At 72.7% G+C, this 12,902-nt stretch carries 12 protein-coding genes and 1 pseudogene; 6 read left to right on the plus strand and 7 right to left on the minus strand.

Going from position 1 to position 12,902, the window contains the following annotated elements:
* Positions 1-415, plus strand: a pseudogene (locus FM076_RS33040) (hypothetical protein); the annotation flags it as partial.
* A 199-nt stretch (positions 416-614) separates the two neighbouring features.
* Here the strand turns inward: FM076_RS33040 and FM076_RS02945 are convergent.
* The 6 genes from FM076_RS02945 to FM076_RS02970 all read right to left on the minus strand — a co-directional run bounded on the left by FM076_RS02945 (position 615) and on the right by FM076_RS02970 (position 6,974).
* On the minus strand, positions 615-1,196 hold the full coding sequence (locus FM076_RS02945) for a DUF2165 domain-containing protein (RefSeq protein WP_173868383.1): 582 nt from the start codon (positions 1,194-1,196) through the stop codon (positions 615-617).
* 61 nt (positions 1,197-1,257) lie between these two features.
* Positions 1,258-2,103, minus strand: coding sequence for a chitosanase (locus FM076_RS02950; protein ID WP_173868384.1), 846 nt, complete (start codon positions 2,101-2,103; stop codon positions 1,258-1,260).
* A 197-nt stretch (positions 2,104-2,300) separates the two neighbouring features.
* On the minus strand, positions 2,301-3,470 hold the full coding sequence (locus FM076_RS02955; protein WP_243274279.1) for an NAD(P)/FAD-dependent oxidoreductase: 1,170 nt from the start codon (positions 3,468-3,470) through the stop codon (positions 2,301-2,303).
* 16 nt (positions 3,471-3,486) lie between these two features.
* The gene (locus tag FM076_RS02960; RefSeq protein ID WP_173868385.1) at positions 3,487-4,947 is read right to left on the minus strand and encodes a sodium:solute symporter family protein; all 1,461 of its coding nucleotides are present in this window, start codon (positions 4,945-4,947) and stop codon (positions 3,487-3,489) included.
* Positions 4,948-5,070: 123 nt separating this feature from the next.
* Positions 5,071-6,213 (minus strand): N-methyl-L-tryptophan oxidase, encoded by a 1,143-nt coding sequence (solA, locus tag FM076_RS02965; RefSeq protein ID WP_173868386.1) that lies wholly within the window; start codon positions 6,211-6,213, stop codon positions 5,071-5,073.
* Between the two features lie 47 nt (positions 6,214-6,260).
* Positions 6,261-6,974 carry a GntR family transcriptional regulator gene (locus tag FM076_RS02970; protein ID WP_173868387.1) on the minus strand — a complete coding sequence of 238 codons (714 nt, stop codon included), beginning with the start codon at positions 6,972-6,974 and terminating at the stop codon, positions 6,261-6,263.
* Between the two features lie 182 nt (positions 6,975-7,156).
* On the opposite strand from FM076_RS02970, the gene FM076_RS02975 reads away from it, so the two are divergent.
* Positions 7,157-7,426 carry a hypothetical protein gene (locus tag FM076_RS02975; RefSeq protein ID WP_180217702.1) on the plus strand — a complete coding sequence of 90 codons (270 nt, stop codon included), beginning with the start codon at positions 7,157-7,159 and terminating at the stop codon, positions 7,424-7,426.
* Positions 7,427-7,619: 193 nt separating this feature from the next.
* Here the strand turns inward: FM076_RS02975 and FM076_RS02980 are convergent, their stop codons facing one another.
* A complete protein-coding gene (locus FM076_RS02980) occupies positions 7,620-8,681 on the minus strand; it encodes a LacI family DNA-binding transcriptional regulator (protein WP_173868389.1) in 1,062 nt (353 codons plus the stop codon).
* A gap of 243 nt (positions 8,682-8,924) precedes the next feature.
* Here FM076_RS02980 and FM076_RS02985 point away from each other — a divergent pair, with 243 nt between their 5' ends.
* From FM076_RS02985 to FM076_RS03000, 4 genes are all read left to right on the plus strand, one after another.
* Entirely contained in the window at positions 8,925-10,271 is a 1,347-nt protein-coding gene (locus tag FM076_RS02985) for an extracellular solute-binding protein (RefSeq protein ID WP_173868390.1), read from the plus strand.
* The gene (locus FM076_RS02990) at positions 10,252-11,244 is read left to right on the plus strand and encodes a carbohydrate ABC transporter permease (protein WP_173868391.1); all 993 of its coding nucleotides are present in this window, start codon (positions 10,252-10,254) and stop codon (positions 11,242-11,244) included. Before FM076_RS02985 ends, FM076_RS02990 begins: the two co-directional genes overlap by 20 nt.
* A 12-nt stretch (positions 11,245-11,256) precedes the next feature.
* On the plus strand, positions 11,257-12,129 hold the full coding sequence (locus tag FM076_RS02995; RefSeq protein ID WP_173868392.1) for a carbohydrate ABC transporter permease: 873 nt from the start codon (positions 11,257-11,259) through the stop codon (positions 12,127-12,129).
* 56 nt (positions 12,130-12,185) lie between these two features.
* Positions 12,186-12,902, plus strand: a 717-nt coding sequence (locus FM076_RS03000; protein WP_173868393.1) for a family 1 glycosylhydrolase, incomplete at its 3' end; no start/stop codon positions are given.

Genomic DNA, 12,902 nt, shown 5'->3' on the forward strand with positions numbered 1-12,902 from the left:
ACGCGGCCGGCTGCGCGTCGGCTACCGCGCCCTGGTCGACACCGGACCGCGGAGCCGCCTCCTGATGGAGGCGAGCGGGGACGGCGGCCGCACCTGGCGGCCCGTACCGGGAACGGCCCGGTACGGGCACGGTACGCGCGCCTGGCGGCGGGTGGAGGTCACCCTGCCCGCGGGGCCTCACCCGGCGGGGGTGCGGCTGCGCTGGCGGTACGCCACCGGCCTGCCCTTCGCGGGGCGCGGCGCCGCCCTCGCTGACCCGCGCGTGACGGACGCGACGCGCCTGCTGTTCGCCGGCGACCGCGCCCCCACCACGCTGACGGCGCACGGCTGGCGGCGCCACCCGCGACCGTGGCTGCTGGTTCCGGCGCGCGGCCGGGAGCGGTGGACGGGGGACCTTGCCGACGGTCCCGGATGACACGGACGGGCGGCCGAGGAGCCGGACGGCCGAGCAGGTGAGCGGCGAGGGGCGTGGGCGGCGAGAGCTGGCGCACTGTCCGGCGGCGGGGTCGCGCACCGCCGGACGGCGCCGGGTTGCGTACGGCCGGGCGGCGGTCGCGCGGGGCCGCGCCGCTACCGCGTCCGGACCGCGGACACGGGCGCCCCCCTCCGCCCCTTCATTCCTCGGGCTCCGCGCGGCTGGTGCGGTCCTCCGTCAGAAGCACGGCCAGCAGGGCGAGTCCGGCCAGGACCAGGACGCGGGTGGCGGCCTCCAGGCCGTTCCACTTCTCCGACTGCCACATGGCGAACCACTCGCCGCCGACACCGAGGAAGCCCGCCCCGAACAGCAGCACGAGCATCAGCAGACCGGCGGTGGACAGGCGTCGGGCCCGCCGCGGGTCCCGACGGCGGGCCCACAGCCAGGTGGCGGCGATCAGGACGAGGGCGGAGGCGCTCTCCCAGACGATGATGGCCGCATAGGCCGCGTCCTGCAGGCCCCGGCTCGTGACGGCCCGCCACATCAGGTCGTCGTCCCGGAAGGTGGTGTCCATCGCCAGGACGTGGCGCACGAACTCTCTGTTGGTACCGAAGTCGGTGATGTTTCCGAAGGCGACCAGCGCTATGTACAGCGCGACCGTGGCGGTCAGCACGGTGGCCGCGGCCTCGCGGGCACCGAACGGTGCCCGCGGCCGGGGTGCGGCGGTGCCGGTGGTCGTACCGTGGCTGGTTCGGCGGGAGTTGTCGGATGAGACGCTCATGCACCGACTATGGGCCACGGGCCACGGCCGACGCACCCCGGCCGGGACGTACCGGCCGCGGTCAGTCGATGTGGTAACTGTCGCCGTAGACTTTCCAGTCCAGCGGCGGTACGAGGTCGAGGTTGCCCTCGCGCAGGAAGACACGCTGGGCGGTGTCGACCCGGCTGGTGTCGCTGTGCGCCTCCTCCTGCTTCATGGCCCACACCCGCGCGTCCAGGAACGCGTCGAGATACCTCTTCTCGTCGCCGCCCGCGGCGGGCGGCTGCGCCCGGCGCAGGGCGCGCTTGCGGATGTTGCGGAAGCTGGTGGCGTCGCTGCCGTCGCCGTGCATGACGAGCGCGTCGTAGTAGGCGAACTGCCCCAGCGCCCGCAGGCCGTCGGCCTTGCCCTGCTTGACGGCGGGGTCGAAGTACACGCGGTCGCGCTCGTCGTCCTGCGCCCGCTGGAAGACCCTGTCCCGGGCCGCCTCGCGCCAGTCGCCGGTGAAGTGCGGGTCGAGCCCCTCGTGCGAGTCGGAACCGTTCACCCTGCGCAGTGCGGGCAGGTACGGGGCCAGGACGTTGCCCGGCTCGCGGTCCGTGTACAGCTCGACGAGGTCGAGCATGTCCCCGGTGCCGGAGCAGAAGCCGATGATCCCGGCGGTGTAGCCGCGGCCGTCGCCGATGTCCTCGATGTACTTGTACTGCGCCTTCCAGTCGAGGGAGGAGTTCTCCGCGCTGGAGACCAGCTTCATGGCGATCTCCTTCTTCGCGGGGTCGTCGAGCCCCGTCCCCCTCCCGGCCGCCGAGGCGGCCGGGAGGTGACCGGCGCTCACCAGGGGGACCGCCGCCACGGAGGCCCCCAGCAGTGCGAGGGCGGTGCGGCGTGAGAGGTTCCCAGAGCGTGCCGTGCCGTCGAACGGTGACATCTGAAAGCTCCAAGCGGGAGTGAGCGGTGGCGGGTTGGGTGGTACCGGCGCGCCGTTAGGAAGGTTTCCTATCAGAAGGCGGCGACGCCGGACACCCGGCGGACAGAAATTACGTCAAGCCCGCCCGGACCCGCCCTCCGCCCCCGGCCGGCACGTCCCCTCGTCGTCCGGCCGGGCGGTGGTGAGGACGGTCCGGCTCACTGCTGGCCGGCGAAACGGGCCGGCACCGGTGGAGGCAGGGTCGCCTTGTCGACACCGGCGAACCGGCCGGGGCGGAACGCCGCCAGCAGCGGGCTCTCCTTCCCCGCGACGACCTCCTCGGCCGCCAGCCGGCCCAGCAGCGGCCCGAGGGTGATGCCGCTGTGCGTGGCGAGCGCGTACACCACGCCGTCGGTGTGGAAGCCCGCGACGGTCAGCCCGTCGGCGGGCAGCGCGCGTTGGCCGACGCGCAGGGACTCCAGGCGCGCCGCCTCGGTGCCCTCCAGCAGGTTCCGCAGCCGTGCGCACAGCTCCTGGGCCTGTGGGCCGTCCGGCGCCGGGACCGCGGCGGGGTCGGCGGCCGCGTCCAGGTCGAGTCCCTGCACCACCAGCCGGCCGCCGCCTTCGGGCCGGACGTTGAGTTCGGGCGTGGTGAGGACCGAGCCGACGCGGGTCGGCAGCGGTGCCGTGCAGCCGAGGAACCCGACGGTGGCCGAACCGGGGGCCTCCGGGTCCGCCATGGGGAGCGGCATTCCGGCGAGGTGGGCCACCGCCTCGCTCCAGCGGCCGGCCGCCAGGACGACGGCGTCGAAGTACGCGCTTCCGCCGTCCGCCAGCGTGACGCGGGCGCCGCCGCGTTCGCGGCTGAGACCGGTGACCTCCTCCGGGCAGCGCAGCCGGGCGCCGTGGTCCCGGGCCTCCCCCCACAGGCGGGCCAGCAGCGCGACCGGCAGCACGTACCCCTCCGACGGGTACCAGGCCACCTCCTCCACGCCGTCCGGTACCCGCAGGTCCGGCACCAGCCGCCGGGCGCGCCGGGCGCTGATCCACTCGACCGGGTAGTCGCGGGCGCGCAGTTCGGCGACGGCGGCGGCGAGGCGTTCCCGGCCGGGCCCGTGCGCCCACTCCAGGTTTCCGCCCGGGAAGTACCACTGCCCGCCGGGCTCCTGGAGTGCCGCGTGCTCGGCCATTCCCGCGACGTTCAGCTCGTGGTAGGCGAGCGGGTTCTTCTGGTGGGAGTTGATCCAGGCGAACGAGGTCCCGGTGGTGCCGGCGGCGGGCGCTGTGCGCTCGAACACCGTCACCTCGGCGCCCGCGAGAGCCAGTGACCTGGCCGCGCTCGCTCCGACGACTCCCAGTCCCACGACGGCGATACGCATACGGCTCATGCGGTGGTGTCTCCTCTCAGCTCTCGGTGACGGCGGGCAGGCCCAGGGCGGTTTCGGCGGGCTCGGGTGCGCCGGGCCGCCTGCCGGGGCCGGACACGAGCAGGACGAGCAGCGCCAGGACGGACGCCCCGATGCCGTAGACGGCGTACGGCACGGTGGTGCCGGCGAGTTGGGCGGCGGCGCAGCCGGCGATCCCGGCGAGCATGCTGCCCAGCGCCGCCACGGGCCGCAGGGTGAAGCGGCGGCGCAGCAGGTAGCCGCCGAATACGGGTGCGGCCAGGGTGGCGGCCGAGTAGGCGTAGCTGGCCACCAGCCAGTCGAGCGCGCTCGGGAAGGCGATGGCCAGTCCCGCCGCGAGGACGGCGACCAGGACGGTGACGGCCCGGGACAGGGACACCGTTCCCCGGTCGTCGCGGCGGCGCGCGAACACGTTCTGGTACAGGTCCCTGATCACATTGGCGACGACGGACTGCAGGGCGGCGCCGGTGGTGGAGATGATCGTCGCGACGAGGAACGCGCCGTAGACGACGAGGAGGACCGCGGGCAGCCGGGTGATCAGCCAGCCCGCCGCGTCCTCCGGATTGGCCAGCCCCGGGTTCATGGCGCGGACGGCGAGTCCGATGCACCCCGCATACAGGCCGCCCACCAGGATCGTCACCCCGGACAGCACCAGGCCCCGGCGGGCGTCGGAGACCTTCTTGGTCGCGAACACCCGCTGGAAGTAGAGCTGGTTGGTCAGCGTGCCGGGGACGATCGCGGCCACCCACAGCCCGATCTGTTCGCCGCCCACCGCGGTGATGCCGCTGGGCCGCCACAGCTCGTCGGGCACCTTGCCTGTCATCCCACTCCAGCCGCCCGCGAGATGGACGGCGTAGGCGGCCACCACCAGCGACATCACGATCTTGAAGATGCCGAAGACGAAGTCCGTCCACACCACCGAGGTCAGCCCGCCGGGCAGCACGAAGACGAGCGAGCCCGCGGTGATCGTGAGGATCAGGGCGGTGGCGGAGATGCCGGTCAGCTCCCCGAAGAGTTTCGCGAACGCGACGAACTGGGTGGCCAGCCAGCCGAAGGGCACGATGAGCGCGGCCAGCGAGGCCACCGCGGTGACGGGCCTGCTGGTCCCGAAGAGCCTGCTGACGATGTCCGGGACCGTCGTGAAGCGCTGCTGGCGCAGCCAGCGGGCGATCAGGGCGAGGCCGAGAAAGCCGAGCAGGACGCAGCCTTCGTAGGCGAAGACGGACCAGCCGGCCGAGTAGGCGATGCCGACGTGGGCGATGAGCACACCGCCGCCGACGGCGGTGGCGAACTGGGTGATCACGACGACGCCGAGGGGCAGCGACTCGGGCGCCGCGAGCCAGTCGTCGGAATTCTTCGCACGTTTGCCGAAGTACATCGACAGCAGTGCGCCCAGGGCGATGATCAGCGCACTGGCGAGGACGATGGCGAGGATCTGGCCGGTCGAGTTTCTGGGCATGGCCTGCCTCCAGGCATGACGGGACCAGCACCCGTGCACGGCACGTGAGCGGACGGCGCGCGCACGGGTGGTGAGGGTGGGGACGAGGAGCGGCGGGGGGTGTGGGGGTGGGGCCGGGGAGTGTTACCGGTGGGCGAACCGGTGCGGGGACAGTCCGGAGAGGTCGTGCCCGGTCCCACCGGTCAGGACGAGGTCGGCCGCGATCCGGCCGAAGACGGGGGCGAGTTTGAAGCCGTGGCCGGAGAAGCCGGTGAGGACGGTGGCGCGTGCCGCGCCGGGAAGCGGGCCCACGACGGGGTGTCCGTCGGGGGTGAAGCCCTCCGCGTAGGTGCCGATGCGCACCGGGTCCGGGACCAGTCCGGGCAGCAGCCGGCCGACCGCGGCGGACGCCGCGCGCGCGAACGCGGGGTCGGCGCCGCGCGGCAGGTCGTCCGGGCCCTCGATGTCGGGCCAGCCGAGGTGGTGGGGCACGATCTTGACGGCGACCCCGTCGAGCACGGGGAAGCAGGAGAAGCCGGCCTCAGGGTGGCGGCGGATGGCGATGGGCAGCCGGTCCGGCTGGTGCGCTGCCACCTCGCGGGCCGCGAACCAGCAGGCCGTGATGCGCTTCGCCCGCACCGGCAGCCCGGCGAGCGGCGCCAGCCGTGCCGCCCACGGACCGGGGGTGAGGACGACGTGGTCGACGTCCCAGGTCTCTTCCCCCGAGGCGATCCGCCAGCCGTGCGCCGTCTCGGTGAGGTCGTCGACGGGACGGTAGGAGAGGATCCGGGCGCCGTGGCGCTCCGCCGCCTCCAGTGCGGACTGTACCGAGGGTTCGGGGCGCAGGACCCCGGCGCCCGGGTCGTGGAGGGCGATCTCTCCCTCGTCCAGACGGTGCTGGGGGAAGCGGGCCGCGGTCTGCTCCCGGTCGAGGATCTCGTGCGGCAGCCCGGCCTCCTCGGCGCAGTGGCGTACCGCCTTCAGATCGGGCTCGTCGGGCGCGCCGATGGTCAGGCCGCCGCACAGGGTCAGCAGAGCGCGTCCGCTCTCCGCCTCCAGCGTGCGCCACAGCTCGCGGGCCTCCAACAGCAGCGGGACGTAGGAGGCGCCCTCCTTGTAGACGGTGCGGAAGATGCGGGACTCGCCGGCCGAGGCCCCCCGGTCGTGGCCGCGCCCGTAGGCGTCGAAGGCGAGGACCCGCGCGCCGCGGCCGGCCAGTTGCCAGGCGGCCATGGCGCCGATGACTCCGGTGCCGACGATTGCCACACGGGGCGTGGAAGCCGTCATGGAAGCTCCTTGGGAATGCGGCGCGCGGGGACGCGGCACGGGTGGGGTCAGTCGTCGCGGACGGACTGCTCGATGTAGAACTCCATGAGGCCGGGGCGCATCAGATACGCCGCCGACTCGGCGAGTTCTCCGTTCTCCAGCCAGGTGAGCCTGCGCTGCCGCAGGACGGGGACTCCCGGCTCGCAGGCGAGCAGTCCGGCGGTCTTCTCGTCGAGCAGGACGGGATCGAGGTACATGCGGGAGGTGGCGAGGGGCACCCCCTGCGCGCGGAAGTAGGGGATCATCGTCAGGTGCGCCAGGTCCTCGTCGAGCAGGCGGGGCGCCAGTGCGAAGGGGACCGTCGCGTATTCGAGGGCGAGGGGGGTCTCCTCGGTGTCGAACTTGCGGCGCACCAGGTGGTTGACGGGGGTGTCGTCGTCCAGCCCCGGCACGGGAGGGGTCACCTCCGCGGCACGGACGACGGCGGCGCTGTGGACCTCGTGGCGTCCCGGGATCTCCGGGGCGGCCAGCCGGGGATTGACGAACCGCAGCAGGTTCTCCTTGCGGACCCCGTCCGCCACGAACGTGCCCCGGCGCCGGTGCCGTTCGACGAGGCCCGCCTGTGCCAGTTCGTTGAGGACCCGCTGCGCGGTGGCGCGGCCGATCCCGTGCTGTTCCCGCAGCTCGGCCTCGGTGGGCAGCCGTGAGCCGGGCGGCAGTTCCCCGGATCTGATGCGGGCTTCCAACTCGTTCCGGATCCGGAGGTACAGCGGTGCCGACATGAATGGACCGTAGTAGTCGCTCAATTGACCGGTCAATACCCGCGACGGCACGGAAAGGACCGGGTTCCTTCCGCGGTGGCCGGGCCGGATCCGCCGGCGGCCCAACCTTCCGGGCCGCCCGCTCGTCTCACCAGTACGGGGCACGCAGACGAGCGAGGGGGACGCACATGGTCGCGTGGCTGGTGTTCTTGGGGTTACTGCTGGTGTTCGGCACCCTCATCGTCAAGATGATGGTCAAGCCGCCCAACCTCCACGGAGGCCGTCGCGGAAGCCGCGGCTACACCGGGCAGGCATGGCGGGCCGGGGGCAACGAGGAGAGCGGCCCCCACCACGGCGGCAGCGGTGGCGGCGAAGGGTCGTGCGAGGGCGGCGGTTCGTCATGCGGAGGCGGGGTCTCCTCATGCGGGGGCGGGGGTTCGTCGTGCGGGGGTGGCGGAGGCGGCGGCTTCTGACGAGCGGCGCGGGCCCGCCCGTGGCGGGCGAGAGGCCCGGCCCGGACTCCGCCGTCCGGCACCGCGGCCGAGCGCTCGCCGCGCCACCCGTCGCACCCGTGGCGCTTCCGGCACCCGTACCCGTACCCGTGACGTGACGCCCGGGGTGCCGCGGCGTGCCCGGCTCCCCGGGCGTCCGGCCCCGGTGCGCGGGTCAGGACGAGCGGCGGCGGACGAGTTCCGTGGGCAGCACGAGGTAGGGCCCCTGCTCCGCGCCGGCCCGGTCGCGCTCGTGGGACATCAGCTCCAGCAGCATCCGGACCATGGCCCGGCCCATCTCCTCGATGGGCTGCCGCACGGTCGTCAGCGGCGGGTCCATGTGGCGGGCGACCGCGGAGTCGTCGAAGCCGACGAGGGCCACGTCGCCGGGGACCTCGCGTCCCGCCTCGCGCAGCGCCAGCCGGGCGCCGGCCGCCATCACGTCGGAGGCGCAGAAGACCGCGTCCACCCCCGGCTCCCTCTCCAGGAGGGCGCACATGGCCCGGTGGCCGCCCTCCTCGGTGAAGTCCCCCTCCACGACGAGCCGTTCGCCAGGCCGTGCGCCCTGGCGGCCGGCGGCGCGCAGTGCCTCGTGGTAGCCGTCGAGGCGGCACCGGGCCCCGTACATGTCCAGCGGGCCGGTGATCGTGGCGACCTGCCGCCTGCCCCGGCCGATCAGGTGCTCGACAGCGAGCTGGGCGCCGAGGAAGTTGTCGGAGTCGACATAGGGCACGTGCTCGGCGTGTGAGCGGCGGCCGCTGATCACCGCGGGCATCCCCACCTCCCGCAGCAGATCGGGCAGCGGGTCGTCACCGTGCACGGACACCATCAGGACGCCGTCCACGCGGTGCGCCGCGGCGTACTGGGTGAAGCGCTCCCGGCTCCGTTCGTCGTGCAGCAGGGTCAGCAGCAGCTGCATGTCCGTCTCGGCCAGCTGTGTGCTCACCCCGCGCAGGATCTCCGAGAAGTAGGGCTCCGCGAAGAGCCGGTTCTCCTGCTCGGGGACCACGAGGGCGACGGCGTCCATGCTGCCGGCGGCCAGGGCGCGGGCGGCGCGGTTGGGGACGTAGCCGAGTTCGGCCACGGCCGCCTGGACGGCCGCGCGGGTGCGCTCGCTCACCCGGGGCGAGCCGTTGATGACCCGGGAGGCCGTCCCCCGGCCGACGCCCGCACGCGCGGCGACCTGTTCCAGGGTCGGCCCGGACCTCCCGGCGTCTCCCCCGCGGGCTGCTGGCATGGACGGGTCCTCCTTCTGCGGCGCCGGCCGCGCCGCCGCTGGTCCGGTGAGTCGTGCTGTGCGGGTCTCATTCAACTACACCGTGCTGTGGAAGCGCTCCCCTGTCCGAACCCTCTTGACGCCACGGCACTTTCCACCCATGCTGCATCGCATTGATGGGAGCGCTCCCATAGTTTTGCGTCGGCGCCATTGACCATGGAGCGGCTCCCGGCTTTCCGCGGCTTCGGGAGGGGACGGCAGAGCATGCGCACCATCGGGAAGACACCTGGCACCGGGAAGAGAACCCCGCGGCCCGCGCGCCGCCACCGCTTCGTCGGCGCCGGTCTGGCGGCCGTCCTCAGCGCGGGTCTGCTGGCCGGCTGCGCCGAGGACGGCGGCTCCAGCGCGAACGCCGACGGCAAGACGACCCTCTCCGTGGGGGTCTTCGGCGTCTTCGGCTACAAGCAGGCCGGCCTCTACGACGAGTACGAGAAGAAGCACCCGGGCATCCGCATCCAGGAGAACTCGACCGAGCGGAACGAGAACTACTACCCGGCCCTCCTCAACCACCTGTCGGCCAACAGCGGGCTGAGCGACATCCAGGCCGTCGAGGTGGACAACATCAGCGAGGTGGCCCGGCTGCACGCGGACAAGTTCGTCGACATGGCCAAGGAGGACGGGGTCGACAAGTCCGACTGGCTCGGCTGGAAGTGGAACCAGGCCAAGGCACCCGGCGGACAGGTCGTCGGCCTGGGCACCGACATCGGCCCGATGGGCGTCTGTTACCGCAAGGACCTCTTCCAGAAGGCCGGCCTGCCCACCGGCCGCGAGGAGGTCGGCAGACTGTGGCAGGGCGACTGGTCCAAGTACGTCGAGACCGGCGAGACGTACATGAAGAAGGCACCGAAGGGCACCGCCTTCATGGACGGCGCCGCCGGCCTGTACAACGGCTCGGTCGCCAGCTACCCCACCAAGTACTACAGCGCCGGCGGAAAGCTGGTCTACAAGAAGAGCAAGGCCGTCCGCGCGTCCTGGGACCTGGCCATGCGCGCCGTCGAGGGCAGGATGACCGGGCGCCTCAAGCAGTTCGACAAGGAGTGGGACCAGGCGTACGCCAACGGCACCTTCGCCAGCGTCATCTGCCCGCCGTGGATGCTCGGCTACATCAAGGAGAAGGCCGGGGACAAGGGCGCCGACAAGTGGGACGTGGCCGCCGCGCCCAAGCCCGCCAACTGGGGCGGCTCGTTCCTGACCGTGCCCAAGCGCGGCAAGCACGCCGAGGAGGCCCTGAAGCTGGCCAAGTGGCTGACCGCGCCGAAGCAGCAGGCCAAGCTGTTCCGCAAGCAGGGCAGCTTCCCCAGTGCGCGGGCCGCCTACGCGCTGCCCGAGGTCAAGGACGCCACACACGCGTACTTCGGTGACGCGCCCATCGGAAAGATCTTCTCCCGGGCGGCCGAGGGCATCCCCACCGTCCCGCTCGGCCCGAAGGACCAGACGGTCAAGACGACCATCTCCGACATCGGCATCCTCCAGGTCGAGCAGCAGGGCAAGTCGCCCGAGGAGGGCTGGAACGCCGCGGTGAAGAAGATCGATGACGTCGTCGAGGACTGACCCGGCCCCAGGGGCCCGGGCCACCGGGCGTCCCGCACCGGCGGCCGGCGCCCCCGCGCGGGCCCGGGAGGGCCGGGGCAGCCGGCGCCACCGGTGGGACGCCCGGTGGAGCCCCTACGCCTTCATCGCGCCGTTCTTCTGCTTCTTCGCCGCCTTCGGCCTCTTCCCGCTGCTGTACACGGGCTGGGCCTCCCTCCACCGGGTCTCGCTGCACGACCCCGCGCACATGGAGTGGGTGGGGCTGCGGAACTTCTCCCGGCTGCTGGAGGACGACTTCTTCTGGAACGCCCTGCGCAACACCTTCACCATCGGCGTCCTGTCCACCGTGCCGCAACTGCTGATGGCGCTGGGACTGGCGCACCTGCTCAACTACAAGCTGCGGGGCTCGACGTTCTTCCGGGTCGCCGTGCTCACCCCGTACGCCACCTCGGTGGCCGCGGCCACCCTGGTGTTCGGCATGCTCTTCGGCCGCGACTACGGGATGATCAACTGGGGGCTGGGGCTGGTCGGCATCGACCACATCGACTGGGAGAACGGCACCTGGACCTCCCAGCTCGCCGTCTCGGCCATCGTGATCTGGCGGTGGACCGGCTACAACGCCCTGATCTACCTCGCCGCGATGCAGGCCGTCCCGCACGACCTGTACGAGTCGGCCGCGCTGGACGGCGCCTCCCGCCGGCAGCAGTTCGTGCACGTGACCCTGCCCAGCCTGCGGCCGACGATCCTGTTCACCGTGGTCGTCTCCACCATCGGCGCCACCCAGCTGTTCGGCGAGCCCCTGCTGTTCGGCGGCTCGCAGACGGGCGGCGGCTCCCACCAGTACCAGACGCTCGGGCTGTACCTGTACGAGCAGGGCTGGTTCGACTTCCAGCTCGGCCGGGCCTCCGCCATCGCCTGGGCGATGTTCCTGATCCTCATCGCGATCGGCCTGCTCAACTGGCTGGTCGCCCGACGACTCAACAAGACCCACTGAAGGGGGCGGGACATGCAGCCAGCCACGGCCCGGCGGCGCCGGGCCCCGAGAGCCGGGGGCGCCGGGCGGCACCTGCACGCCGGGCCGGTCACCTACGCCGTGCTCGTGGTCTTCACGGCCGGATCGCTCCTGCCCCTCGTCTGGACGGCCGTCGCCGCTTCCCGGGACAACCAGCGGCTGGCCGAGACACCTCCGCCCTTCTGGTTCGGCGGCAACCTGTTCGCGAACCTGACCACCGCGTGGCAGGACGCCAACATGGGCAAGGCGCTGCTCAACACCGTCTTCGTGGCGGGCACCATCGCGCTGAGCACCGTGGTGTTCGCCACCCTGGCGGGGTACGCCTTCGCCAAGCTCCGCTTCCGCGCCAAGAACGCGCTGCTGCTGGCGGTGATCGGCACGATGATGGTGCCGCCGCAGCTGAGCGTCGTCCCGCTGTTCATGGCGATCGCCGAACTGGAGTGGACCAACCAGCTCCAGGCGGTGATCCTGCCGATGATGGTGAACGCCTTCGGCGTCTTCTTCATGCGGCAGTACCTGGTGGGCGCGCTGCCCACCGAACTGATCGAGGCGGCGCGCGTGGACGGCGCCCACAGCCTGCGCGTCGTCTGGCACGTGGTCTTCCCCGCCGCCCGGCCCGCGATGGCCGTTCTGGGCATGCTGACGTTCGTCCTGGCCTGGAACGAGTTCTTCTGGCCGATCATCGCCCTCACCCAGGACAACCCCACCGTGCAGGTCGCCCTGACCGGCCTGGGCCGCGGCTACATCCCCGACGAGTCCGTCATCATGGCCGGCGCGCTGCTGGGCACCCTGCCGCTCCTCGTCGCCTTCGCCCTGTTCGGCAAGCAGATCGTCGGCGGCGTCATGCAGGGAGCGGTCAAAGGCTGACCCGTACCCCGATGCCCCGTGCCGGATGCCCGACCCCCGATGATGGGAGCGCTCCTATGACCCTGCCCACCGACGAGACACCGGCCACCGCCGAGGACCCCACCGCACCTGTGCGTTTCCCGGCGGGATTCCTGTGGGGCGCCGCCACCGCCGCCTACCAGATCGAGGGAGCCGCACGGGAGGACGGCCGGACACCCTCCATCTGGGACACCTTCTCCCACACCCCGGGCAAGGTGACCGGAGGCGACACCGGCGACGTGGCCTGCGACCACTACCACCGGTGGCGCGCGGACGTGGCGCTGATGGCGGAACTCGGCCTGGGCGCCTACCGCTTCTCCACCTCCTGGCCCCGCGTCCAGCCCGGCGGGCGGGGCCCCGCCTCGCAGCGGGGGCTCGACTTCTACCGGGCCCTCACCGACGAACTGCTGGCCGCGGGCATCACCCCGGCCCTCACCCTCTACCACTGGGACCTGCCGCAGGAGCTGGAGGACGCCGGCGGCTGGCCAGCCCGGGAGACGGCGTACCGCTTCGCGGAGTACGCCGGGATCGTCGCCGACGCCCTCGGGGACCGCGTCGAGCTGTGGACCACGCTCAACGAGCCGTGGTGCAGCGCCTTCCTGGGGTACGGCTCGGGGGTGCACGCCCCAGGCCGGACCGACCCCGTGGCCGCCCTCCGCGCCGCGCACCACCTCAACCTGGGGCACGGGCTGGCCGTCCAGGCGCTGCGCGCGGCGCTGCCGGCGCGTGCCCGCGTCACCGTCAGCCTCAACCCG

It is taken from the genome of Streptomyces albus subsp. chlorinus (assembly GCF_013302895.1).
Lineage (GTDB): Bacteria > Actinomycetota > Actinomycetes > Streptomycetales > Streptomycetaceae > Streptomyces > Streptomyces chlorinus.

Coding starts and splice junctions, on each gene's coding strand:
- FM076_RS02990 (WP_173868391.1), top strand. CDS start 10,252: ATGACGTCGTCGAGGACTGACCCGGCCCCAGGGGCCCGGGCCACCGGG.
- FM076_RS02995 (WP_173868392.1), top strand. CDS start 11,257: ATGCAGCCAGCCACGGCCCGGCGGCGCCGGGCCCCGAGAGCCGGGGGC.
- FM076_RS02945 (WP_173868383.1), bottom strand. CDS start 1,196: ATGAGCGTCTCATCCGACAACTCCCGCCGAACCAGCCACGGTACGACC.
- FM076_RS02985 (WP_173868390.1), top strand. CDS start 8,925: ATGCGCACCATCGGGAAGACACCTGGCACCGGGAAGAGAACCCCGCGG.
- solA (WP_173868386.1), bottom strand. CDS start 6,213: ATGACGGCTTCCACGCCCCGTGTGGCAATCGTCGGCACCGGAGTCATC.
- FM076_RS02980 (WP_173868389.1), bottom strand. CDS start 8,681: ATGCCAGCAGCCCGCGGGGGAGACGCCGGGAGGTCCGGGCCGACCCTG.
- FM076_RS02950 (WP_173868384.1), bottom strand. CDS start 2,103: ATGTCACCGTTCGACGGCACGGCACGCTCTGGGAACCTCTCACGCCGC.
- FM076_RS02955 (WP_243274279.1), bottom strand. CDS start 3,470: ATGAGCCGTATGCGTATCGCCGTCGTGGGACTGGGAGTCGTCGGAGCG.
- FM076_RS02970 (WP_173868387.1), bottom strand. CDS start 6,974: ATGTCGGCACCGCTGTACCTCCGGATCCGGAACGAGTTGGAAGCCCGC.
- FM076_RS02960 (WP_173868385.1), bottom strand. CDS start 4,947: ATGCCCAGAAACTCGACCGGCCAGATCCTCGCCATCGTCCTCGCCAGT.